Raw genomic sequence first — 23,343 nt, 5'->3', positions numbered from 1 at the left:
ACAGACCTCCAAAGAAAAAGCCCGCCGGATTATCCAGCGGGCTTTTTCTTTATATTCGTGAAGCTCCCTATTCCTCGGAGCCATCCGGAGAGCCATCAGACGCCTCGGTCACGGCATCCGTTTCCTCACCGAGCACCGCATCGTCTTCCTCATCGGATTCCGGTTCCGAAATCCGTTCGACGGAAACGACCTTCTCGTCCTTGGCGGTAGAGAAGATGGTAACGCCCTTGGTGGCACGGCTCGCGATGCGGATGCCGTCCACCGGAACGCGGATCAACTGACCGCCATCGGAGACCAGCATGATCTGGTCCTTTTCGTCGACCGGGAAAGCCGCGACCTGTTCGCCGATTTCCGAAGTCTTCGACGTGTCGGTGGCACGGATGCCCTTGCCGCCGCGACCCGAGGTACGGAAGTCGTAAGAGGATGAACGCTTGCCATATCCCTTTACGGAAACGGTCAGCACGAACTGTTCACGCTCCTTGAGGTATTCGTAGCGTTCATCGGACAATTGCCCTTCTTCCACCACTTCCTCGCCAACGAGAGCGATATCCTCTTCATCGACGCCGGCAGCGCGGCGTTCGGCGGCCGAGCGCTTCAGATAGGCGGCACGCTCCCACGGCTCTGCATCGACGTGGCTGACGATGGTCATCGAGATGATGCGGTCACCATCGGCCAGCGAAATGCCGCGGACACCGATCGAATTGCGGCCCGCGAACACGCGGACTTCATCGACAGGGAAGCGGATCGCCTGGCCAAGCGCGGTCGTCAGCAGGACGTCGTCACCGGGGATACCCAAATCATGGTTCGGCGCCGTGCAGGTCTCGACGGAGAGGATCTCATCACCCTCTTCCTCGAGCTTCATGGCAATCTTGCCGTTGCGGTTGACCTGCACGAAGTCGGACAGCTTGTTACGGCGCACCGTACCGCGCGTGGTCGAGAACATCACGTCGAGATTGTCCCAGGTGCTCTCGTCCTCGGGCAGCGGCATGATGGTCGTGATACGTTCGCCCGGCTCCAGCGGCAGCATGTTGATAAGCGCCTTGCCGCGCGACGTCGGCGTACCGATCGGCAGACGCCAGACTTTCTCCTTGTAGACGATGCCGCGCGAAGAGAAGAACAGAACCGGTGTGTGCGTGTTGGCAACGAATAGCCGGGTAACAAAATCCTCGTCGCGGGTCGCCATGCCGGAACGGCCCTTGCCGCCGCGACGCTGGGCGCGATAGGTCGTCAGCGGTACGCGCTTGATGTAGCCGAGGTGAGAAACCGTTACGACCATGTCTTCGCGCGCGATCAGATCCTCGTCGTCCATCTCCAGACCGCCGTCGATGATCTGGGTACGGCGCGGTGTGCCGAACTCGTCGCGTACCGCGGCAAGCTCTTCCTTGACGATGGTCTGGATGCGAATGCGCGAAGACAGGATATCGAGATAATCCGAGATTTCCGCGCCGATCTTGTTGAGTTCCTCGTCGATTTCGTCGCGGCCGAGGGCCGTCAGGCGGGCCAGACGCAGTTCGAGGATGGCACGGGCCTGCTCTTCCGAGAGGTTGTAGGTATTGTCCTCGTTAATGCGGTGACGCGGATCGTCGATCAGTCGGATCAGCGCGTCCACATCATGGGCAGGCCAGCGGCGCTCCATCAACTGCTCGCGCGCCGTCTGCGGATCCGGTGCGCGACGAATAAGGCTTATGACTTCGTCGATGTTGGCAACCGCAATCGCGAGACCGACCAAGACGTGGGCACGGTCACGCGCCTTGCGCAGAAGATATTTCGTTCGCCGGCTAACAACATCCTCGCGGAAGGCAACGAAGGCGCGCAGCATGTCGAGCAGCGAGAGCTGTTCCGGCTTGCCGCCATTCAGCGCCACCATGTTGCAACCGAAAGAAGTCTGCAGCGGGGTGTAACGATAGAGTTGGTTCAGGATGACATCGGCATTGGCGTCACGCTTGAGTTCGATGACAACGCGGTAGCCTTCGCGGTCGGATTCGTCGCGCAGGTCGGAGATGCCCTCGATGCGCTTGTCGCGCACCAGTTCGGCCATCTTCTCGATCATCGTCGCCTTGTTCACCTGATAGGGAATTTCGCTGATGATGATCTGCTCGCGATCGCCGCGCATCGGTTCGATGCGCGCAACGCCACGCATGATGACGGAACCGCGGCCAGTCTCATAGGCCGACCGGATGCCGGAGCGACCGAGGATCAGAGCGCCGGTCGGGAAGTCCGGTCCCGGAATGATTTCCATCAGTTCGGGTAGTTCGATCGCCGGGTTGTCGATGACCGCAATACAGCCGTCGACGACTTCAGAAAGGTTGTGCGGCGGAATGTTTGTCGCCATACCGACAGCGATGCCGCCTGCGCCGTTGACGAGCAGGTTCGGGAACTTGGCGGGAACGACGACCGGCTCCTGCAAGGTGCCGTCATAGTTCTCGCGGAAATCGATGGTTTCCTTGTCGAGGTCATCGAGAAGGGCGTGAGCGGCCTTCTCCAGACGGCATTCCGTGTAACGCTGGGCTGCCGGCGGGTCGCCGTCGACAGAGCCGAAGTTGCCCTGACCATCGATCAGCGGCAGGCGGAGCGACCAGTCCTGCGCCATACGCGCGAGCGCGTCATAGATCGCGGCATCGCCGTGCGGATGGTATTTACCCATCACGTCGCCGGTAACGCGGGCCGACTTCACGTATTTCTTGTTCCAGTCGACCCCCATCTCGCTCATGGAGAAGAGAATACGACGATGTACCGGCTTCAGTCCGTCTCGGACATCGGGGAGCGCGCGGCTCACGATTACGCTCATCGCGTAGTCGAGATACGACCGCTGCATTTCTTCCATGATGGAAATCGGCTCGATGCCTTGCGGGAACTTGCCGCCGCCGGGAGTGCTTTGCTCAGTCAAATCAGGTCACGATCTCTGTTCGGAATCACTGGAGAGTTTATAGCCGAAAGGGCACAGAAGCGCCAATTTCGCCCCGGGTTTTGAACAGCTTTTGCGGCGGTGGAAAGGCAAAACGATCAAGAACTTGCCGTATCGCTTGCCAAGCGGGGCAGGCTCGCATTTAAATCGCCGGAAAACGGGGGACGAGATGGCTGGCGCAGACGCGATGATCAACGCATTCACCACCCTTCTGGTGACTGTAGACCCGCCGGGACTCGCCCCGCTGTTCCTCGCTATGACCCAGGGCATGAGCACGGCGCAACGCCGGCAGGTGGCCGTGCGCGGTTCCGTCATAGCCTTTGCCATCCTTGCGGTCTTCGCCCTCTTCGGCGCGGGCATCCTTGCAGCGCTCGGCATTTCCATGGGCGCATTCCGCATAGCCGGCGGGCTGATGCTCTTCGCCATCGCGTTCGAAATGATCTTCGAGAAGCGCAACGAACGCAAAGAGAAGACCACCGACAACGCCATCACCAAGGACCACATCCACAATCTCGCCGTCTTTCCGCTGGCCATTCCGCTGATCGCCGGACCGGGTGCGATATCGGCCACCGTGCTGATCGCCGGCACGATGGAAGGCATTGCCGGCAAGGCGCAACTGATCGGCGTCATCGGGGTCTGCCTTGCGCTGGTTCTGCTGGCACTCAGCCTCGCCGAACCGCTCAATCGCTTCCTCGGCGTCACCGGCCGCGCACTTCTCACCCGCCTTCTCGGCGTGCTTCTGGCGGCCCTTTCGGTGCAGTTCGTGGTTGACGGCGTGAAATCGGCCTTCGGCGTCTGAACCACCTCCAGGCCACACGTCACGCACCTGAGCGACAATCAGCAGACCCACAAGGCGCTCCGGCGGGTCTCTACCGCCTTCTCGCAGGAACAAACACCTCGCCATGCAAAAGAGCCGCCCACGATATCATCGTGAAGCGGCCCTTCAATTCTACAGACGAAACTCTGCCGGATGGCAGCGTGCCTCAGAACGGGATGTCATCGTCCATGTCACGGGAGAAGCCACCGCCGGACGGTGCGCTCGCACCGCCGCGACCGCCGGAGCCGGATGCGCCGCCGCGCGAGGGAGCGGGAGAGCCGTAGTCGTCCCCATAACCGCCGCCACCGAAATCACCACCGCGGGAAGCGCCCTGCCCGCCGCCTTCGCCGCGACCGCCGAGCATGGTCAGGTTCGCATTGAAGCCTTGCAGCACCACCTCGGTCGAATAGCGATCCTGACCGCTCTGGTCCTGCCACTTGCGGGTCTGAAGCTGGCCTTCGATATAGACCGTCGAGCCCTTGCGCAGATACTGTTCAGCCACCTTGCAGAGACCTTCATTGAAGATCACCACGGTGTGCCACTCGGTCTTTTCCTTGCGTTCGCCGGAATTGCGGTCGCGCCAGCTTTCCGACGTCGCGATGCGCAGGTTGGCAATCGGTCGACCGTCCTGGGTACGGCGGATTTCCGGGTCAGCCCCGAGATTGCCGATCAAAATTACCTTGTTGACGCTACCAGCCATATTACTCACCTTGCTGCCGCTCAAGCGGCGTCCGAAAACCTAGTCGATTTTTACCTTATCCCATCCGAAGGCGCGAATGAGTTGTCATCCTCTGTAATCCACAACGAAAATGTTCTTTGTTTGTTCTAATTAATCACTAGGATGGTGTCAATAGAATCGCATTACGGCCAACAAAACATCCTTCCGCCTCGACAGGGGCCGACAGATCACTAAATAAGGACTGCTCTCCTCCCGAGAGACCCTTTTCCATCCGAGCCTTGTCCATGAGCGAACTGAAGAGCATCTCCATCCGCGGCGCGCGCGAACATAATCTCAAGGGGATCGACCTTGATCTGCCGCGCAACAGCCTGATTGTCATGACCGGCCTGTCCGGTTCTGGCAAGTCATCGCTTGCCTTCGACACCATCTATGCGGAGGGACAGCGCCGCTATGTCGAAAGCCTTTCGGCCTATGCACGCCAGTTCCTCGAGATGATGCAGAAGCCGGATGTCGACCAGATCGACGGCCTGTCGCCCGCGATTTCCATCGAACAGAAGACGACCTCGCGCAATCCGCGCTCGACCGTCGGTACTGTGACCGAGATCTACGACTATATGCGCCTCCTCTTTGCGCGTGTCGGGGTTCCCTATTCGCCGGCGACCGGCCTGCCGATCGAGAGCCAAACCGTGTCGCAGATGGTCGACCGCATCGTTGCCTTCGAGGAAGGCACCCGTCTTTATATTCTGGCGCCGATGATCCGCGGACGAAAGGGCGAGTACAAGAAGGAACTCGCCGAACTGATGAAGAAGGGCTTCCAGCGCGTCAAGGTCGATGGGCAGTTCTATGAAATCGCTGATGTTCCAGCGCTGGACAAGAAATACAAGCACGATATCGACGTCGTTGTCGACCGTGTCGTGGTGCGACCGGATATCGCCGCCCGCCTCGCGGACAGCCTGGAGACCTGCCTGAAGCTCGCCGACGGGCTGGCGGTTGCCGAATTCGCCGACAAGCCGCTGCCGCCGGAAGAAACTGCGGCTGGCGGGTCGGCCAACAAGTCGCTGAACGAAACCCATGAGCGGGTGCTGTTCTCGGAGAAGTTCGCCTGCCCCGTTTCCGGCTTCACCATACCGGAAATCGAGCCGCGGCTGTTCTCCTTCAACAATCCCTTCGGCGCCTGCCCGACCTGCGACGGTCTGGGTTCGCAGCAGAAGATCGATGAAGCGCTGATCGTGCCGGAAATCAACCGGCGGCTCAACGACGGGGCAATCGCGCCCTGGGCGAAGTCGTCGTCGCCCTACTACAACCAGACGCTGGAAGCGCTGGGCAAGGCCTATGGCTTCAAGCTTTCCAGCAAATGGTCCGATCTGAACGCAGCTGCCCAGAAGGCCATTCTTCACGGCACGGACGAAAAGATCGAGTTCCACTACGCCGACGGAGCACGCTCCTATTCTACGACAAAAACTTTCGAGGGCATTGTTCCCAATCTCGAGCGCCGCTGGAAGGAAACCGACAGCGCGTGGGCGCGCGAGGAAATCGAACGCTTCATGTCGGCGGCCCCCTGCCCGGCCTGCGCAGGATTCCGTCTGAAGCCTGAAGCGCTTGCGGTCAAAATCAACGGTCTGCATATCGGCCAGGTGACCGACATGGCGATCCGTATCGCCGGCGGCTGGTTCGAGGCGCTGCCCGCCAAGCTTACCGATAAGCAGAACGAAATTGCTGTCCGTATCCTGAAGGAAATCCGCGAACGGCTGCGCTTCCTCAATGATGTCGGCCTCGACTATCTCAGCCTGTCGCGTAATTCCGGCACGCTGTCCGGGGGCGAGAGCCAGCGCATCCGGCTGGCGTCTCAAATCGGCTCGGGGCTAACAGGCGTTCTCTACGTGCTCGACGAACCGTCGATCGGTCTTCACCAGCGCGACAATGCCCGGCTGCTCGATACGCTGAAGCATCTGCGCGACATCGGCAATACGGTGATCGTCGTCGAACATGATGAGGACGCGATCCTGACGGCCGACTATGTCGTCGATATCGGACCGGCCGCCGGCATCCATGGCGGTCAGGTGGTGGCCGAAGGGTCGCCATCGGAGATCATGGCCAATCCGAATTCGCTAACCGGCAAGTATCTTACCGGCGAACTCGGGGTTGCTGTGCCTGAAAAGCGGCGCAAGCCGAAGAAGGGCCAGCAGATCAAGGTGGTCGGCGCCAAGGGCAACAACCTCAAGAACGTTACGGCCTCCATCCCGCTCGGTGTCTTCACCGCCGTGACAGGCGTTTCGGGCGGCGGCAAGTCGACCTTCCTGATCGAGACGCTCTACAAGTCGGCAGCACGCCGCGTCATGGGCGCGCGCGAAAACCCGGCCGAACACGAGCGGATCGACGGTTTCGAATTCATCGACAAGGTGATCGACATCGACCAATCGCCGATCGGCCGCACGCCACGCTCAAACCCGGCGACCTATACCGGCGCCTTCACGCCGATCCGCGACTGGTTCGCGGGTCTTCCCGAGGCGAAGACGCGTGGCTACCAGCCGGGCCGTTTCTCCTTCAACGTCAAGGGTGGCCGCTGCGAGGCCTGCCAGGGCGACGGCGTCATCAAGATCGAGATGCACTTCCTGCCCGACGTCTACGTCACCTGTGATGTCTGCCACGGCAAGCGCTACAATCGCGAGACCCTCGACGTGCTGTTCAAGGGCAAGTCGATTGCCGACGTGCTCGACATGACGGTGGAGGAAGGCGTCGAATTCTTCTCCGCCGTCCCGGCAGTACGCGACAAGCTGCAGGCGCTCTTCGATGTCGGTCTCGGCTACATCAAGGTCGGCCAGCAGGCGAACACGCTTTCCGGCGGTGAGGCGCAACGCGTCAAGCTTGCCAAGGAACTGTCGAAGCGCTCGACCGGCCGCACGCTCTATATTCTCGATGAGCCGACCACTGGCCTGCATTTCCACGATGTCGCCAAGCTTCTGGAAATGCTGCAGGAACTGGTCAACCAGGGCAATTCGGTCGTGGTCATCGAGCATAATCTCGAGGTTATAAAGACCGCAGACTGGATCATCGATTTCGGCCCCGAGGGCGGCGACGGCGGTGGCACCATCGTTGCCGAGGGCACGCCGGAAGACGTGGTGAAGGCAGAAAAATCCTATACCGGCCAGTTCCTCAAGGAGCTGCTGGAACGCCGCCCAGTGAAAAAGCGCCAGGCGGCGGAGTAAGGACAACACGAGGGAGGAGGACAGGCATGTCGGCAGGAACAATCCGCACCGGGATCGGTGGCTGGACCTTCGATCCGTGGGAAGGCACCTTTTATCCATCCGACCTCGCAAAGAAACGGCAGCTCGAATATGCGAGCCGCCAGCTTACGGCGATCGAGGTGAACGGCACCTATTATTCCAGCCAGAAGCCCGCGACCTTTGCGAAATGGGCTTCCGAGGTGCCGGAGGATTTCGTCTTCTCGCTCAAGGCGAGCCGTTTCTGCACCAATCGCAAGGTGCTTGCTGAGGCCGGACCTTCCATCGAGAAATTCCTCACCCAGGGCATCACCGAACTCGGCAAGCATCTCGGGCCGATCCTCTGGCAATTCATGGGTACGAAGAAGTTCGAGCCGGAGGATTTCGAGGCCTTCCTCTCGCTCCTGCCCAAGACGCAGGATGGAATTACGCTCCGCCATGTGGTGGAACCGCGGCATGACAGTTTCCGTACTCCGGAGTTTGTCGAACTGCTGGCGAAGTACAATGTCGCAGCCGTCTGCGCCGACCATCACGACTATCCGATGTTTCCGGATATCACCGCGGATTTCGTCTATTCCCGTCTCCAGAAAGGAACGGACGAAACGCCAAGCTGTTATCCTGAAAAAGAAATCGACGAATGGGCAAGGCGTTTCAGAGCCTATGCGGAAGGTAGCGTTCCCGGCGATCTGCCGTTGATCGCGCCGGAGCGGAAGGTCGAAAAGAAACCGTGCGATGTCTTCGCCTTCTTCATCACCGGCGGCAAGGTGAACGCTCCGAATGGCGCGCGCCTGCTGCAATCCAAAGTAAGCTAAAGCCTTGATCGCCACCAATCGGCGGCAAATTGTGACAATGGCGAATCTGGACTAGGTTCAGTCGCAGAGACGATCACATTCACCGTGAAACGGTTGAAACTCGCGTTCTTTGGCCGAGTCGCCGGTGCGTCTTCAGCTGCCGCTTCTGTCATTGAGGTATCATGTCGGGCATTGCCGTTTTCATCAATCTTGCCGGCGCGGTCGCCCTGCTTTTGTGGGCGACGCGAATGGTGCGAACGGGTATCGAGCGTGCCTATGGCAATGTCCTCAAGGAGAAGTTGCGGCTTGCGCTCGGCAACCGTGTCACTGCAGCCGTTGCCGGCTTTTTCTTCGCCATCGCGCTGCAGAGCGCGACCGCTGTCGCGCTGATCATCTCCTCCTTCGTGGCCGGCGGCTATGTCAGCTCGGCCATTGGCATCGCCACACTGCTCGGTGCGGATCTTGGTTCGGCCTTCGTGGTCAGGGTCCTGCGCTACGATCTTTCCCTGCTGATCCCGATCCTGCTGCTGATGGGCACGATTGCCTTTCGTGCTTCGGAGGCGCGCGACTGGCGTCAGGCAGGCCGCATCCTCTTCGGCCTTGGTCTGCTGCTGCTTTCGCTCCGCCTGATCGGAGAATCCTCGGAACCGTTGCGCAGCAGCGAGATCCTGCCGATCATCTTCAACTACCTCTCGCGCGACTGGATCACTGCCTTCCTGCTTGCGGCGCTGCTAGCCTGGGCTTTTCATTCCAGCGTCGCGACGATCCTGCTTTTCGCCTCGCTCGCAGACAAGCATCTGCTGCCGCCACCGCTGATCATTCCGCTGGTGCTGGGCGCGAATTTCGGTGCCGCCGTGATCGGCGCCATCCTGACGAAAAATGCTGAAAGAAGCGCTCGTGTCGTGCCGCTTGGCAATGTGGCGATCCGCGGGCTGGGAACGCTCGTCGCGCTGGCGCTGCAATATGCCCTGATCCTCCATCCCGAGCGCTTTTCGAGCCAGCCGGGTGATGCGGTCGTCTACGTGCATCTTGCCATCAACGCCGCAGTGCTGATCTTTGGCCTGCCGTTCAGTGGCATCGTGGCGAAGGGACTGGAAGGGCTGCTTGTGGCGCCCGCAGCCAAGACCGACGAGCAGACGCGGCTTTCTGCGCTCAATCCGGCCGACCTTGCCAATCCGAGGCAGGCCATCAGCAATGCCACCCGTGAGGTCCTGACCGTTTGCGAAAAGACGGAGGTCATGCTGAACTGGATCTTCGAACTCTATGAGCGTTGGGATCCGAAGAAGATGCAACGGATCGAAGCACTCGACGACGAGATCGACACGATCCATCGCGACATCAAGTTCTACCTCGCGCGCATTTCGCAAACGGCATTGGACGAACAATCGGCCGCGCAATGCCAGAACCTGCTTGGCGCCACGATCAAGATCGAGCAGGCAGCCGACATCATCTCGCAGAACATGCTGACCCGCGCCCGCAAGAAACACGACCGAAACACTGCCTTTTCAGCCGAAGGATGGACGGAACTCTCTGCAATGCATATCGAAGTGGTGAAGAACGCTCGCCTCGCCTTCAACCTTCTCGTCAATCGCGACATCGAACATGCGCGCCAGCTGGTCGACCGGAAAGAAGCCGTGCGCAACCTCGTGCGCACCAGCGAGGAGCAGCATCTTCAGCGCCTGCGCAGCGGCAATGCCGCCAGCTTCGAATCGAGTTCCCTGCACATCGACACCATGCGCGACCTCAAGGAAATCAACTCGCTGTTCGCCTCGATCGCCTATCCGCTGCTCGAGGAGGAAGGTCTGCTGAGGCACAGCCGGCTATTGTAGCGGCTGCACCGCCGCGAGAAGATCTTCGGCAGTCATCCCCTGCCCAGCCCGGCCTGCGGCCTCCCCGTGCAGCCAGACACCGGCTGCAGCGGCCTCGAAAGCTTGAACGCCCTGGGCCATCAGCCCGCCAATGATGCCCGCCAGCACGTCCCCTGAACCTGCGGTGGCAAGCCATGGCGGCGCATTCTCGTTGACCAACGCCCGGCCATCGGGGCCGGCAATCACCGTGTCGGCCCCCTTGTAAACGATCACGGCTTTGGCCCGCTTCGCCGCGGCAATCGCCATATCGATCTTGCTCAGATCCGCATCGACAACGATATCCGGAAAGAGGCGCCCAAACTCGCCTTCATGCGGCGTGAGGACAAGCCGGGTCTCGCCGCTTTCGAACGCCCCGAACAGCGCCTGCGGTTCCTCGCGAAACGAGGTGATGCCATCGGCATCCAGCACCAGCCGACGGTTACACAGCGTGAGCGCGAAGCTGCGGGCTTTCACTCCAACGCCGAAACCGGGGCCAAGCACGAAGGCGGTGCGCCGTTCGTCGGCGAGATATTCCGCCAATGCGGCGTCATCCTCCACCGGTTTCAGCATGACGGCCGTGGAATGCGCGGCATTTACAGCGAGCGCCTCCACCGGAGAGGCGAGCGTCACGAGCCCCGCCCCGCTCTTCAATCCCGCCTCGGCCGAGAGCCGCGCGGCACCCGTAGCCGTCGCCGGACCAGAGAAGACGGTGAGATGACCGCGCCGGAATTTGTGGGCATCCGCCGAGAGAGAGGGAAGCACCGAAACCCAGGCCGAGGGAGTGTTCACCGACACGCCATCCGCATGCTGGCTGACAATGCGCCAGGGAATGCCGATGTCATAGACCTCGACTTCACCACACAACTGCCGTCCCGGCAGCAGAAGATGACCCGGCTTCCGGGTCATGAAAGTCACGGTATGGCTGGCCCGGAAGGCTGCGCCCAGCACCCTGCCCGTCCGACCGTCGAGACCTGACGGAAGATCCACGGCGATGACCGGTACGCCGGCGCTTTCGACCGCGGCGATGATATGCGCGACCTCTTGCGGGACATCGCGCGCAAGCCCTGCCCCGAAGATGGCATCAATGACGAGGTCGCCCGAAGCTGGCTCGTAGTTGGCCAGAGGCGATCCAGTCACATGACAAAGAGTACGGGCTGTTGCGGCATCCCCCTTCAGCCGCTCCGGATCGCCGAGGTAATAAAGTGCTACACTGGCGCCGGCCTCCTGCAGGGCGCGAGCAGCCACGTAACCGTCGCCGCCATTATTTCCCGGACCGCAAAGAACGACGAAACGAAGGGCGCCCGGATGAAGTTTCAGAGCCGCGGCCGCAACTGCGCAGCCAGCCATCTCCATGAGACCAAACGAATTGATCCCCGATGCTGCAGCGGCAGCATCGACCGCGGCCATAGCCGCCGGCGTCAAAAGGCTTCTGTAACGCTCATTTTCCATGCACTTATCGAAGCAGATTACTTGCATCCCGAAAACCACATCAAGTGGCCGCGACAAGCGGCACACAAATTAATCAATTGACTATTTTTTGCTCTTTTGGAACTGCATATTTAATCATCACGTCTTTTTCGGCAGATGCGACTGCGACCAAGATACCGAAAGAAAATAACAGAATTCCACGCAAATGGGCTGGTATTTTACCCGGCATTGCGCAAGATTTGGCTCAGGAGCGCAGGAAATCGGGAGTTTTTCCTAAAATCGCTATCCAAACTGGCACGTTACGTGCATCAGACTGGGCGAGCGGGAGTGACCTGCTTTAATGAGGGAAGCGGAGAGAAATTTTCTCATGAAAAAGATCGAAGCGATCATCAAGCCTTTCAAGCTCGACGAAGTGAAGGAAGCGCTTCAGGAGGTCGGCCTACAGGGTATTACCGTAACGGAAGCCAAGGGCTTTGGTCGTCAGAAGGGCCATACGGAACTCTACCGGGGTGCAGAATATGTCGTTGACTTCCTGCCGAAGGTGAAGGTCGAAGTCGTACTGGCCGATGAAAACGTAGAAGCCGTGATCGATGCTATTCGAAACGCGGCCCAGACCGGTCGAATTGGAGACGGAAAGATCTTCGTGTCCAATGTGGAGGAAGTAGTGCGCATCCGTACCGGTGAAACCGGTATTGACGCCATTTGACAATGCCCCTGCCTTCGGGCCGGGTCGTAATATCGTCATCTCACTCAAGGAATTCGAAAAATGACGACCGCAAATGAAATTCTGAAACAAATCAGGGACAACGACGTCAAGTTCGTCGACCTGCGCTTTACCGATCCGAAGGGCAAGCTGCAGCATGTGACGATGGACGTATCGTGCGTCGATGAAGACATGTTCGCGGATGGCGTCATGTTCGACGGTTCCTCGATCGGCGGCTGGAAGGCGATCAACGAGTCCGACATGGTGCTCATGCCGGACACGGACACGGTCCACATGGACCCGTTCTTCGCCCAGTCGACCATGGTCATCATCTGCGATATTCTCGACCCGGTTTCCGGCGAGGCCTATAACCGCGACCCGCGCGGCACCGCCAAGAAGGCTGAGGCCTATCTGAAGGCATCGGGTATCGGCGACACGATCTTCGTCGGTCCGGAAGCTGAATTCTTCATTTTCGACGACGTCAAGTACAAGGCCGATCCCTACAACACCGGCTTCAAGCTCGACTCGACCGAACTGCCGTCCAACGACGACACCGATTACGAGACCGGCAACCTCGGCCACCGTCCGCGCGTCAAGGGCGGTTACTTCCCGGTTCCGCCGATCGACAGCTGCCAGGACATGCGTTCTGAAATGTTGACGGTTCTCACCGAGATGGGCGTCGTCGTCGAGAAGCATCACCACGAAGTGGCTGCTGCCCAGCACGAACTCGGCATCAAGTTCGATGCGCTGGTTCGCAACGCCGACAAGATGCAGATCTACAAGTATGTGGTCCATCAGGTCGCGAATGCCTACGGCAAGACCGCCACCTTCATGCCGAAGCCGATCTTCGGCGACAACGGCTCTGGCATGCACGTCCACATGTCTATCTGGAAGGACGGCAAGCCGACCTTCGCCGGCGACGAATATGCTGGCCTGTCTGAAAGCTGCCTCTACTATATCGGCGGCATCATCAAGCATGCCAAGGCCATCAACGCCTTCACAAACCCGTCGACCAACTCCTACAAGCGTCTGGTCCCCGGCTACGAGGCTCCGGTTCTGCTTGCCTACTCGGCCCGCAACCGCTCCGCTTCGTGCCGCATTCCGTTCGGCTCGAACCCGAAGGCAAAGCGAGTAGAAATTCGCTTCCCCGACCCGACCGCAAACCCCTATCTCGGTTTTGCCGCCATGCTGATGGCCGGCCTCGACGGCATCAAGAACAAGATCCATCCGGGCAAGGCCATGGACAAGGATCTCTATGATCTGCCGCCGAAGGAACTGAAGAAGATCCCAACGGTTTGCGGCTCGCTGCGCGAAGCCTTGGAGAGCCTGGACAAGGACCGCAAGTTCCTGACCGCCGGCGGCGTTTTCGACGACGACCAGATCGATGCCTTCATCGAACTGAAGATGCAGGAAGTCATGCGTTTCGAAATGACCCCGCATCCGGTCGAGTACGACATGTACTACTCGGTCTGATCAATTTGCCCGTCTGCGCGATGCAGGCGGGCAACCTGCTAGGAAAAGGCGGCGGTTCATTCGAACCGCCGCCTTTTTCATCACCCAAAACAGAGCGCGCCTATTTTCGGTAATCACTAGCGCATCGGCCTGAAAATCGGAATCGATTTTCGGAAAGCTCGATGCGTAGATTCAAGATGTTAGAGCGTCCTTTGTGCGTCCAAATGGACGCACGGCACTCTAATGCTTGTCACTGCTTCTTGAGACGCTGCTTGAGGAGATTGAGGTATTCCTCATTGGCATCCGGAGCCTTTGGAACCGTCGGCGCGGGAACCATGCAATTGGGCTTGTAATCGAGTGCCATCCCGACTTTCACGCAGCTTCCGACCTGCCAGCCCGGCGGCAGCGCGCTCAGGTCTACCGACTTCCATTTCGGATGGCCGGTCTCTTCAAGCTTGGGCAAGCCATTCAGGATGAGGTTCGAGAAATCGGACACAGAGCGGCAACTGTCGCGATGATAGGCATTCTTCTTTGGATCATAGTCGTAAGTCATCAGCACGGCTTTGACCGCGACCAGATCGACCGGCTGTTGCTGAAAGCTGTAGGTGGCCGCGGGGACGGTGACCGGCGTGTAAGTCGCCAGAAGGGGCGTATCCTTGATCGGCAGAAGATGGAACTTGCCGGGATCTATCGCGGTGTTGGCGAAGAGTTGTGCTGGCGCGCCGGCGACGTAGAAGAGCGCATCGATCTCGCCGGAAAGCAGTTTCGGCAGCGCTTCGTCTGGATTGATGGTCAAGCGCTCGTCGGCCTTCACCTGAAGGATGTCCAGCATCAACGTCGCAGTGAGATATGTACCGCTATCCGCCTTGCCGATGGCGATCTTGCGACCGGCTAGTCCCTTGAGATCGGCAATGTCCGTTCGAGCGAGGACGTGTACCTCTTCATTGTAGAGCGGGAACATGATGCGCACGCCGCGCACAGCCTGCTGCACTTCGGGATCGTTGGCCTCGAAGGTCTTCAGATATTCGAGAACGTCGCTCTGAACGATACCGAACTGGGTGTTGCGGCGATTGCGGACGCCGACGAAGTTTTCCAGCGACCCCGCGCTTTCCACGACATTGAGGTTCATGCCGCAGCTCGCGCCCAGCGCGGCGATGTCGCGGCCGATACGGATATAGGTTCCGCTCGGCCCACCGGTCATGATGTTACGTTCGAAGGTGTCCGCGGAGGCCACTCCCGCGACAAGCGATATCGCCACGGCACCAAGAATTGCAGACAGTCTCGATACCATTGGCACCACTCCCCTTTTTTCAACAGTCGCTTTTCAGATCGCGCATCAGGTTTCGAAGCGTCACGAGCGGAACACTTGGAAAGACCGCCCGGAGACCTGTGGTCACGCACTGGCCTGAAACCAGCATATCCCGCAGACGCTGCCGGTTATCGGACGTCAGCCGATCGATGCCCGGGGTGCCGGCGAGAACCTTATCCACAAGCGCCACGTCCCGCGCGGCTTCCTCCGCGGATGGGTTCTCGGCGGCGGCCGGCGGTGACTGAGGCTCAGTTGCCGCTGAAGGGCTACCCGCATCACGCTTTAGCCGCTGTACCTCTGCGGTCAACGCCGCATTCTTCTGCTGCTCGGTATCAAGGGCGGCGTGTAGCGCGGCGACGTCGGCTCTTGCACCGTCCACAGCCTTCTCAAGTGCCTGCCTTTGCAACTGGGCCTTGGCGGCATCCGCCTCATTTGCCGCAACCTTGTCCGAAAGCTCGGCGATCTGTCTGTTGAGACGTGGTATTTCTTCACCGCGAAGACGGTCTATTTCCCGCTGCCCGTCGCCTTGCCGCGCGGCCATTCTCGCCTGCAGATCGGCGATTGCGGCATCTGCCTGAGCACGGGAATCGGCGGCGCTCTTTTCCGCCTCGGCAAGTAATGCAGCCTGCGAACGCAGCTTATTCCGCTCGCCATCAAGCTCTTGCGACAGGCTGTTCGAGCGCGCGCGCTCCGCCTGCAAGGCGTCGCTGATGCGCGCGACCTCCTCTGCCATGGCGTCGAGTTCCGATCGCTGGAGATCCAGCTTGGTCTGCAGCTCCGCGGCCTCGCCTTCGGCAGGTTCGATGCCGGCTTCGTTCTTCTGTTGTGCGGCAAGGGCCTGCCCAAGCTTCTGCCGGGTATCCGCGAGTTCTCCGGAAAGCTCGGAATTTCGCTGCTCCACTGCGGCCAGCCGGGAGGCTGCATCGCCGGAGAGATAACGCAGATAGCCATAGCCGGCGCCACCGCCGAGCGCTAGCCCGAGCACCAGTGCAAGAATCACAGGCGCCGCGGACGCACCGCGCCCCCCAACGGGCTGACTGTCCCTGCCCCACTGATTGCTCACGACATCTCCCGGCTCGACCGCAACCCTGCCGGCAAAAATGGAAAGGTCGCCTTGTCTGAAAAGGCTTCCGAGCGAACTTCATGACCGGCTTACTGCCAGTTGGGTAGCGTGAATTGGCATCCCATGCAAGCTTGCCGGTCCGGGCAGAATTGCGGTCACTTGACGCTTTCCAATCCGGCGCGCTCTTTGTAGTGTCGCCGGCGTTGCGCGCCACACGAACAGCAATGTCGCCTCCACAGATCCTCAAGACCGGTGCCATTCATGTCCACATCAGAAGCGCACGCAGCAAGACCAGCCGACTGGGCTCTATTTCTGCTGACGCCGATATTCTTCTCGACAAACCTGATCTTCGGACGCGGCATCACTGGTGAGATCGCGCCCTTCACCACCGCCTTTCTGCGATGGGCAGGCTCGGCCGCGATCATCTTTCCGTTCGTCTATGCGGAGCGTGATCTTTGCATCGCCTTTGTGCGCGCGAACAGGGGGCTTTGGCTGTTTCTCGGCTTTCTCGGCATGGGGATCTGCGGCGGCTTCGTCTACTGGGCGCTGACGCTGACGACAGCCTCGAATGCGACGCTGATCTACACCACGTCTTCGCTCTTCATCATTCTGCTGCAATGGCTCCTTCATGGCCGTAAGATGAGCCGGGGCGAGCTTGCGGGCATGTTGATCGCGTTTGCCGGTGTGACGGCGATCGTGCTCAAGGGCGACATAAACGCTCTGCGGCACTTCAGCTTCAACCTCGGAGACCTCGGCATTCTGGTCGCGGCAATAGCTTTCGCGATCTATTCGCTGCTGCTGCGCCACCCGGCCGCAAGAGCCATGCCGCCTCTGCCGCTGTTCGGCCTTCTGGCGTTGTCCGGGGCGCTGGTACTGGCGCCTCCCGCCCTTTACGAAGCCGTCAACGGCGGACTGCTTCCGGACAGCGTAAGCGACTGGACGAAGCTTGCGGGTATTATCGCCTTCGCCTCACTCGCGGCGTTCTACTGCTTCACCCATACGGTGCGCGTGTTTGGTCCCGCGGTCGCCGGCATTACACTCTACCTGATGCCGCCGATGTCGATCCTGATGGCGGTCGTCTTTCTGGGAGAGACTTTTGAGATCTACCACGCGGTCGGCATCGTGCTCGTGACCGGCGGAGTAATCCTTGCAACCGCACCACGGCGGGCGAGCAGCGTCAAATCCGCCTGACTGCAGGCCCATGCGTCAGGGACTTGATATCCGATCCATTTCTCCCCAGATATTAATGGAAAGGAAGTGGAGCCATGAAACAACGAAACGCTAAGTTTGGTATCGGGGAAGTTGTCCGCCATAAGGTCTTTCCGTTCCGCGGCGTCGTGTTCGATGTGGATCCGGAGTTTGCCAATACCGAGGAATGGTGGAACGCCATTCCTACGGAAGTGCGCCCGAGCAAGGACCAACCCTTCTACCACCTGCTCGCAGAAAACGCCGACACCGAATATGTCGCCTATGTCTCGGAACAGAACCTGGAGCGCGACACCAGCGACGAGCCGTTGCGCAACCCTCATGTGCAGCAGATCTTCGTTGAAGAGCAGGCCGGACGTTACCGTCCGAGGCAGAACTTCGCCCACTGACGATATGTCGACGGCGTGATCCGTTTACAAGTCGAGGATGACGAACCCCGTGAAAAACGAAAGGCCCGCTCGCGCGGGCCTTTTCTCATTTCCAACCTGTGAAAGCGGGCTTACTGGCCCTGCTTGGCAGCGTTCTGGGCGTCGTTGATCGCCTTGTTACGCTCTTCCTGCTTCTTCTGCATGGCTTCCTGCAGCAAACGCTGGCGCTCTTCGGCCTGCGACTGGGTCATCGCCTCGCCATCATAGGCGCCGGTGAATCCTTCGAGCACGATCTTGATCGGGTTCGGGGCGCGGCGGAAGTTGATCGAGGTGAAGACGACTTCATTGCCCTTCTTCAGGCTCGCGATCAGCGCGTCCGTCAGCGGAATTTCAGCGGTGCAGCGATCCGGCAGGCAGACCGTGTAGTCGAGCTTGGTGCCCTTGCCGCCGTCGATCTGCATCATGATGCCCGGGGGGATCAGGCGCGCAGAAGGAACGGTAACCTGCAGGAGCTTGCGATTGATCTTGCCTTCGATCGAGATCAGGCCGACCGCAGTGATAAGCTGGCCGTTCTGAGCGGTCTGCTGGTTCTGGACCACACAGACGTCAGCGTCTTCCTGCTTGGTGCAGGTCTTGAACCACTTGGACGGTGCGCCCGGAGCTGCCGCTTCCTGAGCCTGCGAGACGGCCGGAACCGCAGCGGCGCCAAGCGTCAGAACCAGAGCAGACAGGGCCGTCCGCGTAACTTTGCTTGCTTTGAACATCATAACCTAATCCGTCTCCTGAAAACCGGTATCGAGACCGCGACCCTCCGCGGCACTCCCTAGTCAGTTGCCCGTCAACTGTCGTTCAAATGAGGCAAATACATGACCTTGGTTGTCGGGACCACCTGTTACATCGCGCGGTGCGGAATATCCAGTCCCTTCTTTGGCCAGACCCAGCAACCTGACGCCATTTTCAGGACGTGGTGTGTTGGTTTTATGGTGTTCATGATAGTTTTCCGCAGATTCTTCGGTTACGGCAAAGAGGAAACGACGTGCGTCGCCTGTTACTCGGTCTGATTTTTCTCCCCTTTTGCGGTTTGGCCCAGGCCGAACCGGTCCATGGCATAGCAATGCACGGCGAACCGGCGCTGAGCGCCCGTTACCAAAGTTTCCCCTATGCCAATGCTCAGGCGAAGAAGGGCGGCAAGATCAATTACGGCGTCGTCGGAACGTTCGACAGCCTCAATCCCTTCGTGCTCAAGGGCATGCGCACCACGGCCCGCGGCATATGGGATCCGGAATACGGGAACCTGTTCTACGAATCGTTGATGACGCGCTCCAGCGACGAGCCGTTTTCCCTTTACGGCCTTCTCGCCGAGACGGTAGAGATGGATGCCGACCGGACCTACATCCAGTTCAATCTCAATCCCAAGGCCCACTGGCAGGACGGCAAGCCGGTAACGCCCGAGGATGTTATCTTCTCCTTCAACCTGCTGCAGGAAAAAGGGCGACCGCCCTATAACCGGCGCATGGCAGTGGTCGACAAGCTGGAAAAGGTCGGAGAAAACAGCGTCCGCTTCACCTTCAACGACAAGGCCAATCGCGAAACGCCGCTGATGATCGCCATGTCGCCGATCCTGCCGAAACATGCGACGGATGTGGCCAACTTCGACCAGAGTTCGCTTGCTATTCCTGTGGCGTCGGGACCTTACAAGATCAAGGCGATCAAGCCCGGCGAAAAGATCACCTGGGAACGGGATCCGGACTATTGGGGCAAGGACCTGCCATCCAAGGCCGGATTCGACAACTACGATGAAATCTCCGTGACTTACTTCCTGCAGGATTCGACACTGTTCGAAGCCTTCAAGAAGGGAGACATCGACGTTTATCCGGAAGGCGATTCCGGCCATTGGGCGCGCGCTTACGACTTTCCGGCCGCGCAGAACGGCGATGTCGTGAAGGAGACTTTCCAGCCCGGCCTGCCCTCCGGCATGCTGGGCTTCGTCTTCAATACGCGACGTCCGCTTTTTGCCAACGAGGACGTACGCGAGGCGCTATCGCTCGCCTTCGATTTCGAATGGGTCAACAAGAACCTCTACAGCAGCGCCTTCAAGCGCAGCCAGAGCTTCTGGCAGAACTCCGCCCTCGGCGCGTTCGGCAATGCGGCCGACGAGCGGGAGATCGCGCTTCTTGGTGCCGCCAAGGACCGCATCGATCCGGCAATCCTTGCCGGTACCTATGCAATGCCGGTGACCGACGGCTCGGGCGCGGACCGCAAGGTTCTGCGCCAGGCGGTCAACCTGCTCAACAAGGCCGGCTATGCCATCAAGGGCGGCAAGATGGTAGATGCTTCGGGCCGGCAGCTCGCCTTCGAGGTGATGACCCAGAACGAGGGGCAGGAGAAAATGGCGATCGCCTATCAGCGCGCCCTCTCTCTCATCGGCATCGCCATGTCGATCCGTACCGTGGACGACGCCCAGTACCAGTCGCGCTCCAACAGCTTCGACTATGACATAATCGTCAAGGCCTACACCTCCTCGCTTTCACCGGGCGCCGAACAGATCAACCGATGGGGTTCGTCCTCACGCGACGCACAGGGCAGCTTCAACTATGCGGGCGTCGCCGATCCGGATATCGACCGCATGATCGACGCTCTCGTCAATGCGCGCAGTGCCGAAGATTTCCAGGCAGCAGTCCGGGCCTATGACCGCCTTCTCGTCGCCGGCCACTATGTGGTGCCGCTCTACCATATCGGCGAGCAATGGATGGCACGCTGGAAACACGTGGGACGGCCGGAAAGGACCCCGCTCTACGGCTATCAGTTGCCGGTCTGGTGGGATGCCCGGGCACAATAAGGATCGGAAAAGCCGGAACGTCAGATAGTTACTTGACGGTAACCGGTTGAAATGGATGCGAATTGGCCCTACTTCGCGACGACGAGTGCTATTCGCGACCCCGCCGCCGGAAAGGAACCAGCATGCTGCGCATCACCATCGACCTCGTTTCGGATGTCGTCTGCCCCTGGTGCTTCCTTGGCAAGGCAAGGCTGGACCTCGCGATCGCTGAGGTTCAGGACGAGATTGGCGTCGACATCAACTGGCGCCCTTACCAGCTCAATCCCGACTATCCGCCGGAAGGTGTGGACCAGCAGGTCGAGCTTGCGAAAAAGCTCGGAGGCAAGGCCAATATGGATCGAGGCCATGAGCAGCTCAGCGCGCTCGGCCGCGAGGTCGGCATCGCCTTCAATTTCGAGGCGATCAAGGTCGGACCGAACACACTCGATGCGCACCGCCTGATCCATTGGGCAGGCGTCGAAGGACGTGAGGTGCAGGACCGCGTCGTTTCCGCACTGTTCAAGGCCAATTTCGAAGAGGGTCATAACGTCGGGGACAAAGCCGTCCTGGCTGATATCGCCGAATCGGCAGGTCTTGACCGCAACGTGATCGCGCAGTTGCTGGAAAGCGATTCCGACAGGGCGGAGGTACTCGGCGAAATCGATGCGGCCCGGCAGATGGGTGTCAACGGCGTACCGTTCTTCATCTTCGACCAGCAATATGCGGTCAGCGGCGCACAGACTCCTGACGTGCTCGTCAACGCACTGCGTGATATTGCGAGAATGAAATCCGAAGCGCTTGCAAAACTCAATTGACGCGCGGCAGGAACGATCCTAAGCACGGGTTCATCCTCCCCCAGGACTTCAATCGCCGTGCGCTCAGATTTCATCCTACGAGGCATTCTTATTGCCTTCGCATCCTTTGCCGCGTTCTCCATTAGTGATGCCAGCGTCAAGCTGATCGAAGGACGTCTCTCTCCACTCGAATCCGGTTTCTTCGGCGCCTGTTTCGGCCTGTTCGCCCTGCCCTTCCTCCTGAAGCGCAACGACCAATGGCTTGATATCGTCAGGACGACCAACAGGCCTCTCTGGGTCCTGCGCTTCGTTTCCGCAGGACTCGGTACGATCGGCAGCGTGACGGCCTTCACACACCTCTCCATGGCAGAAGCCTTCTGTCTAATCTTCCTGCTGCCGTCCTTCGTCACCATCATGTCGGTGATCTTTCTGAAGGAAGCCGTCGGGATTAAACGCTGGAGCGCCGTCATTATCGGATTTCTCGGCGTTCTCGTCGTTCTGCGCCCGGGATTCCGGGAATTGTCGATCGGACATCTGGGCGCAGTGTTCGCCGGTCTCGGCGGTGCGCTGTCGATCGTCATCTTCCGGGCGATCGGACCATCCGAAAAGAACATCTCGCTCTACGGCGCAGGCCTTCTCGGAACTCTGCTGGTCTGCGGTATCGCCATGATTCCCTATTTCACATGGCCGAGCGGCGAGGAATGGCTGTTGCTTGCAGGTTACGGCCTGCTTGCAGCCCTTGGCAACGTCCTGCTGATGTATGCCGCCTTCTACGCGCCTGCAGCCGTCGTCGGCCCGACGCAGTACAGCCAGATGCTCTGGGCCATCCTCTTCGGCTACCTGATCTTCGGCGACCACGTCGACGTTCCGATGCTGGTCGGCATTGCGTTGATCGTGGGGTCCGGCCTCCTCACGCTGTCGCGGGAAAGGACCCGTGGTGTTGCCCTGCCCCCGCCGGTCGCGGGCAACAGCCAGGCCGCGCTTGCAATCAAACCGGAAGACGAAAGTTCGTCGGAGACGCGGTAATCAACCTGCCGACAAGGCGGGCGGCCGAAAACCGCCTGCCTTGAACATGACGAGTCGACGCCGCGCGCTTGGCGGTGACGTCGCCAGATGTCCTTTCCCCCTGATTTCTGCGGTACCGGAGCATGCCTCGGATAGGATAGAAGCTGTTGAAGACACTGCTGATCAGCGTTGATATATCAATGCAACTTGCTGTTTCGAATGCGACATGGCAGAATTTGATATATCAGCGGAGGATGCCATGATAAAACCTTCCGGCTCGCACAGTCACCTCGCCTATCTCACGCTCGAACAGCAGATCGTCACGCTGAAGCTGGCGCCCGGCGCATTGGTGAACGAACGACAACTTATTGAATTGTCCGGTTTCGGCCGAACACCGGTGCGCGAGGCCATCCAGAAGCTGGAATGGCAGGGGCTGATTGTCGTGAAGCCGCGGGTCGGCCTCCAGATATCGGAAATCCATAACGAGGATCACCAAGCGATCATGGCGGTCAGGCGTCGCCTGGAACCTTACGCCGCAAGACTGGTGACCGAAAACGCCGACGCCGATCAGCGCGCCGCGCTTGTCGAATGCGCCAAGGCGATGACCGGGGCTGCGGCTGCAGGCGATTTCGATGCGTTCTTCACCGCCGACAAGCAGTTCGATGAAATCATCGAGGACGCCTGCCCCAACAGCTTCCTGATCTCGGCGCTGGAGCCTCTGCTTTCCCACTCCCGCCGTCTCTGGTTCGCAAAAGCCACGAACACCAGAATGGATCGTTCGGTTTCGCTGCATGTGGCCGTCATCCGCGCCATCCAGCAGGAAGACGGCAACGAGGCGGAAAATGCGATGCTGGCGCTTATCGACTATCTCGCCGAAAACTGATGCCAAAATACAAAACGCCCGACCAAAGACCGGGCGTTTCATCGAGAGATATAC

At 59.7% G+C, this 23,343-nt stretch carries 19 protein-coding genes; 13 read left to right on the top strand and 6 right to left on the bottom strand.

From position 1 onward, the window contains the following. Positions 1 to 67 precede the first annotated feature (67 nt). On the bottom strand, positions 68 to 2,887 hold the full coding sequence (gyrA, locus tag NBH21_RS06290) for a DNA gyrase subunit A (RefSeq protein WP_250914720.1): 2,820 nt from the start codon (positions 2,885 to 2,887) through the stop codon (positions 68 to 70). A gap of 187 nt (positions 2,888 to 3,074) precedes the next feature. Here gyrA and NBH21_RS06285 point away from each other — a divergent pair, with 187 nt between their 5' ends. Beyond that, entirely contained in the window at positions 3,075 to 3,704 is a 630-nt protein-coding gene (locus NBH21_RS06285) for a MarC family protein (RefSeq protein ID WP_250914719.1), read from the top strand. Between the two features lie 184 nt (positions 3,705 to 3,888). Here the strand turns inward: NBH21_RS06285 and NBH21_RS06280 are convergent, their stop codons facing one another. Next, on the bottom strand, positions 3,889 to 4,422 hold the full coding sequence (locus NBH21_RS06280; protein ID WP_250914718.1) for a single-stranded DNA-binding protein: 534 nt from the start codon (positions 4,420 to 4,422) through the stop codon (positions 3,889 to 3,891). A 263-nt stretch (positions 4,423 to 4,685) separates the two neighbouring features. Between NBH21_RS06280 and uvrA the strand changes: the two genes are divergently transcribed. The 3 genes from uvrA (at position 4,686) to NBH21_RS06265 (ending at position 10,242) form a co-directional block, all read left to right on the top strand. Then, complete coding sequence (gene uvrA / locus NBH21_RS06275; protein WP_250914717.1) at positions 4,686 to 7,607, top strand: excinuclease ABC subunit UvrA; 2,922 nt, start codon at positions 4,686 to 4,688, stop codon at positions 7,605 to 7,607. 26 nt (positions 7,608 to 7,633) lie between these two features. Continuing rightward, positions 7,634 to 8,434: a DUF72 domain-containing protein gene (locus NBH21_RS06270; protein ID WP_250914716.1), complete on the top strand. Its 801-nt coding sequence runs from the start codon at positions 7,634 to 7,636 to the stop codon at positions 8,432 to 8,434. A 161-nt stretch (positions 8,435 to 8,595) separates the two neighbouring features. Then, on the top strand, positions 8,596 to 10,242 hold the full coding sequence (locus NBH21_RS06265; RefSeq protein ID WP_250914715.1) for a Na/Pi cotransporter family protein: 1,647 nt from the start codon (positions 8,596 to 8,598) through the stop codon (positions 10,240 to 10,242). On the opposite strand, the gene NBH21_RS06260 is transcribed toward NBH21_RS06265, so the two are convergent. Beyond that, positions 10,234 to 11,709 (bottom strand): NAD(P)H-hydrate dehydratase, encoded by a 1,476-nt coding sequence (locus NBH21_RS06260; protein ID WP_250914714.1) that lies wholly within the window; start codon positions 11,707 to 11,709, stop codon positions 10,234 to 10,236. The two genes, NBH21_RS06265 and NBH21_RS06260, sit on opposite strands and share 9 nt — an antisense overlap. 44 nt (positions 11,710 to 11,753) lie before the next feature. Between NBH21_RS06260 and NBH21_RS06255 the strand changes: the two genes are divergently transcribed. The 3 genes from NBH21_RS06255 to glnA are packed head-to-tail and all read left to right on the top strand — an operon-like array spanning position 11,754 to position 13,864. Further along, complete coding sequence (locus NBH21_RS06255) at positions 11,754 to 12,029, top strand: hypothetical protein (protein WP_250914713.1); 276 nt, start codon at positions 11,754 to 11,756, stop codon at positions 12,027 to 12,029. Positions 12,030 to 12,055: 26 nt separating this feature from the next. Further along, the gene (locus NBH21_RS06250; protein WP_006727717.1) at positions 12,056 to 12,394 is read left to right on the top strand and encodes a P-II family nitrogen regulator; all 339 of its coding nucleotides are present in this window, start codon (positions 12,056 to 12,058) and stop codon (positions 12,392 to 12,394) included. A gap of 60 nt (positions 12,395 to 12,454) precedes the next feature. Beyond that, entirely contained in the window at positions 12,455 to 13,864 is a 1,410-nt protein-coding gene (glnA, locus tag NBH21_RS06245; protein ID WP_163905517.1) for a type I glutamate--ammonia ligase, read from the top strand. Between the two features lie 229 nt (positions 13,865 to 14,093). On the opposite strand, the gene NBH21_RS06240 is transcribed toward glnA, so the two are convergent. Both NBH21_RS06240 and NBH21_RS06235 read right to left on the bottom strand, forming a co-directional pair. Next, positions 14,094 to 15,134: a TAXI family TRAP transporter solute-binding subunit gene (locus tag NBH21_RS06240; protein ID WP_250914712.1), complete on the bottom strand. Its 1,041-nt coding sequence runs from the start codon at positions 15,132 to 15,134 to the stop codon at positions 14,094 to 14,096. Positions 15,135 to 15,153: 19 nt separating this feature from the next. Further along, the gene (locus NBH21_RS06235) at positions 15,154 to 16,215 is read right to left on the bottom strand and encodes a coiled-coil domain-containing protein (protein ID WP_250914711.1); all 1,062 of its coding nucleotides are present in this window, start codon (positions 16,213 to 16,215) and stop codon (positions 15,154 to 15,156) included. Between the two features lie 261 nt (positions 16,216 to 16,476). Here NBH21_RS06235 and NBH21_RS06230 point away from each other — a divergent pair, with 261 nt between their 5' ends. Together NBH21_RS06230 and hspQ are read left to right on the top strand one after the other, a co-directional pair. Next, positions 16,477 to 17,406: a DMT family transporter gene (locus tag NBH21_RS06230; protein WP_250914710.1), complete on the top strand. Its 930-nt coding sequence runs from the start codon at positions 16,477 to 16,479 to the stop codon at positions 17,404 to 17,406. A 74-nt stretch (positions 17,407 to 17,480) separates the two neighbouring features. Beyond that, on the top strand, positions 17,481 to 17,810 hold the full coding sequence (hspQ, locus tag NBH21_RS06225) for a heat shock protein HspQ (protein ID WP_250914709.1): 330 nt from the start codon (positions 17,481 to 17,483) through the stop codon (positions 17,808 to 17,810). 110 nt (positions 17,811 to 17,920) lie between these two features. On the opposite strand, the gene NBH21_RS06220 is transcribed toward hspQ, so the two are convergent. Then, positions 17,921 to 18,556 (bottom strand): invasion associated locus B family protein, encoded by a 636-nt coding sequence (locus NBH21_RS06220; RefSeq protein ID WP_250914708.1) that lies wholly within the window; start codon positions 18,554 to 18,556, stop codon positions 17,921 to 17,923. A gap of 269 nt (positions 18,557 to 18,825) precedes the next feature. Here NBH21_RS06220 and NBH21_RS06215 point away from each other — a divergent pair, with 269 nt between their 5' ends. From NBH21_RS06215 to NBH21_RS06200, 4 genes are all read left to right on the top strand, one after another. Further along, positions 18,826 to 20,628, top strand: coding sequence for an extracellular solute-binding protein (locus NBH21_RS06215; protein ID WP_250914707.1), 1,803 nt, complete (start codon positions 18,826 to 18,828; stop codon positions 20,626 to 20,628). 122 nt (positions 20,629 to 20,750) lie between these two features. Continuing rightward, positions 20,751 to 21,422 carry a DsbA family oxidoreductase gene (locus NBH21_RS06210; RefSeq protein WP_250914706.1) on the top strand — a complete coding sequence of 224 codons (672 nt, stop codon included), beginning with the start codon at positions 20,751 to 20,753 and terminating at the stop codon, positions 21,420 to 21,422. A 57-nt stretch (positions 21,423 to 21,479) separates the two neighbouring features. After that, the gene (locus NBH21_RS06205) at positions 21,480 to 22,427 is read left to right on the top strand and encodes a DMT family transporter (RefSeq protein ID WP_250914705.1); all 948 of its coding nucleotides are present in this window, start codon (positions 21,480 to 21,482) and stop codon (positions 22,425 to 22,427) included. A 238-nt stretch (positions 22,428 to 22,665) separates the two neighbouring features. Beyond that, on the top strand, positions 22,666 to 23,289 hold the full coding sequence (locus NBH21_RS06200; RefSeq protein WP_250914704.1) for a GntR family transcriptional regulator: 624 nt from the start codon (positions 22,666 to 22,668) through the stop codon (positions 23,287 to 23,289). Positions 23,290 to 23,343: the final 54 nt, after the last annotated feature.

Source organism: Ciceribacter sichuanensis, from assembly GCF_024055605.1.
Classification (GTDB): domain Bacteria; phylum Pseudomonadota; class Alphaproteobacteria; order Rhizobiales; family Rhizobiaceae; genus Allorhizobium; species Allorhizobium sichuanense.
The sequence above is the reverse complement of the archived record's forward strand: the minus strand, read 5'-3'. Positions and strand labels throughout refer to the sequence as shown.

What these genes read in the sequence shown, in the direction of transcription:
- NBH21_RS06270 (WP_250914716.1), top strand. Translation starts at nt 7,634, where the DNA reads ATGTCGGCAGGAACAATCCGCACCGGGATCGGTGGCTGGACCTTCGAT.
- NBH21_RS06250 (WP_006727717.1), top strand. Translation starts at nt 12,056, where the DNA reads ATGAAAAAGATCGAAGCGATCATCAAGCCTTTCAAGCTCGACGAAGTG.
- NBH21_RS06220 (WP_250914708.1), bottom strand. Translation starts at nt 18,556, where the DNA reads ATGATGTTCAAAGCAAGCAAAGTTACGCGGACGGCCCTGTCTGCTCTG.
- NBH21_RS06285 (WP_250914719.1), top strand. Translation starts at nt 3,075, where the DNA reads ATGGCTGGCGCAGACGCGATGATCAACGCATTCACCACCCTTCTGGTG.
- NBH21_RS06260 (WP_250914714.1), bottom strand. Translation starts at nt 11,709, where the DNA reads ATGGAAAATGAGCGTTACAGAAGCCTTTTGACGCCGGCGGCTATGGCC.
- NBH21_RS06230 (WP_250914710.1), top strand. Translation starts at nt 16,477, where the DNA reads ATGTCCACATCAGAAGCGCACGCAGCAAGACCAGCCGACTGGGCTCTA.
- uvrA (WP_250914717.1), top strand. Translation starts at nt 4,686, where the DNA reads ATGAGCGAACTGAAGAGCATCTCCATCCGCGGCGCGCGCGAACATAAT.
- NBH21_RS06200 (WP_250914704.1), top strand. Translation starts at nt 22,666, where the DNA reads ATGATAAAACCTTCCGGCTCGCACAGTCACCTCGCCTATCTCACGCTC.
- NBH21_RS06240 (WP_250914712.1), bottom strand. Translation starts at nt 15,134, where the DNA reads ATGGTATCGAGACTGTCTGCAATTCTTGGTGCCGTGGCGATATCGCTT.
- NBH21_RS06280 (WP_250914718.1), bottom strand. Translation starts at nt 4,422, where the DNA reads ATGGCTGGTAGCGTCAACAAGGTAATTTTGATCGGCAATCTCGGGGCT.
- hspQ (WP_250914709.1), top strand. Translation starts at nt 17,481, where the DNA reads ATGAAACAACGAAACGCTAAGTTTGGTATCGGGGAAGTTGTCCGCCAT.
- glnA (WP_163905517.1), top strand. Translation starts at nt 12,455, where the DNA reads ATGACGACCGCAAATGAAATTCTGAAACAAATCAGGGACAACGACGTC.
- NBH21_RS06210 (WP_250914706.1), top strand. Translation starts at nt 20,751, where the DNA reads ATGCTGCGCATCACCATCGACCTCGTTTCGGATGTCGTCTGCCCCTGG.
- NBH21_RS06265 (WP_250914715.1), top strand. Translation starts at nt 8,596, where the DNA reads ATGTCGGGCATTGCCGTTTTCATCAATCTTGCCGGCGCGGTCGCCCTG.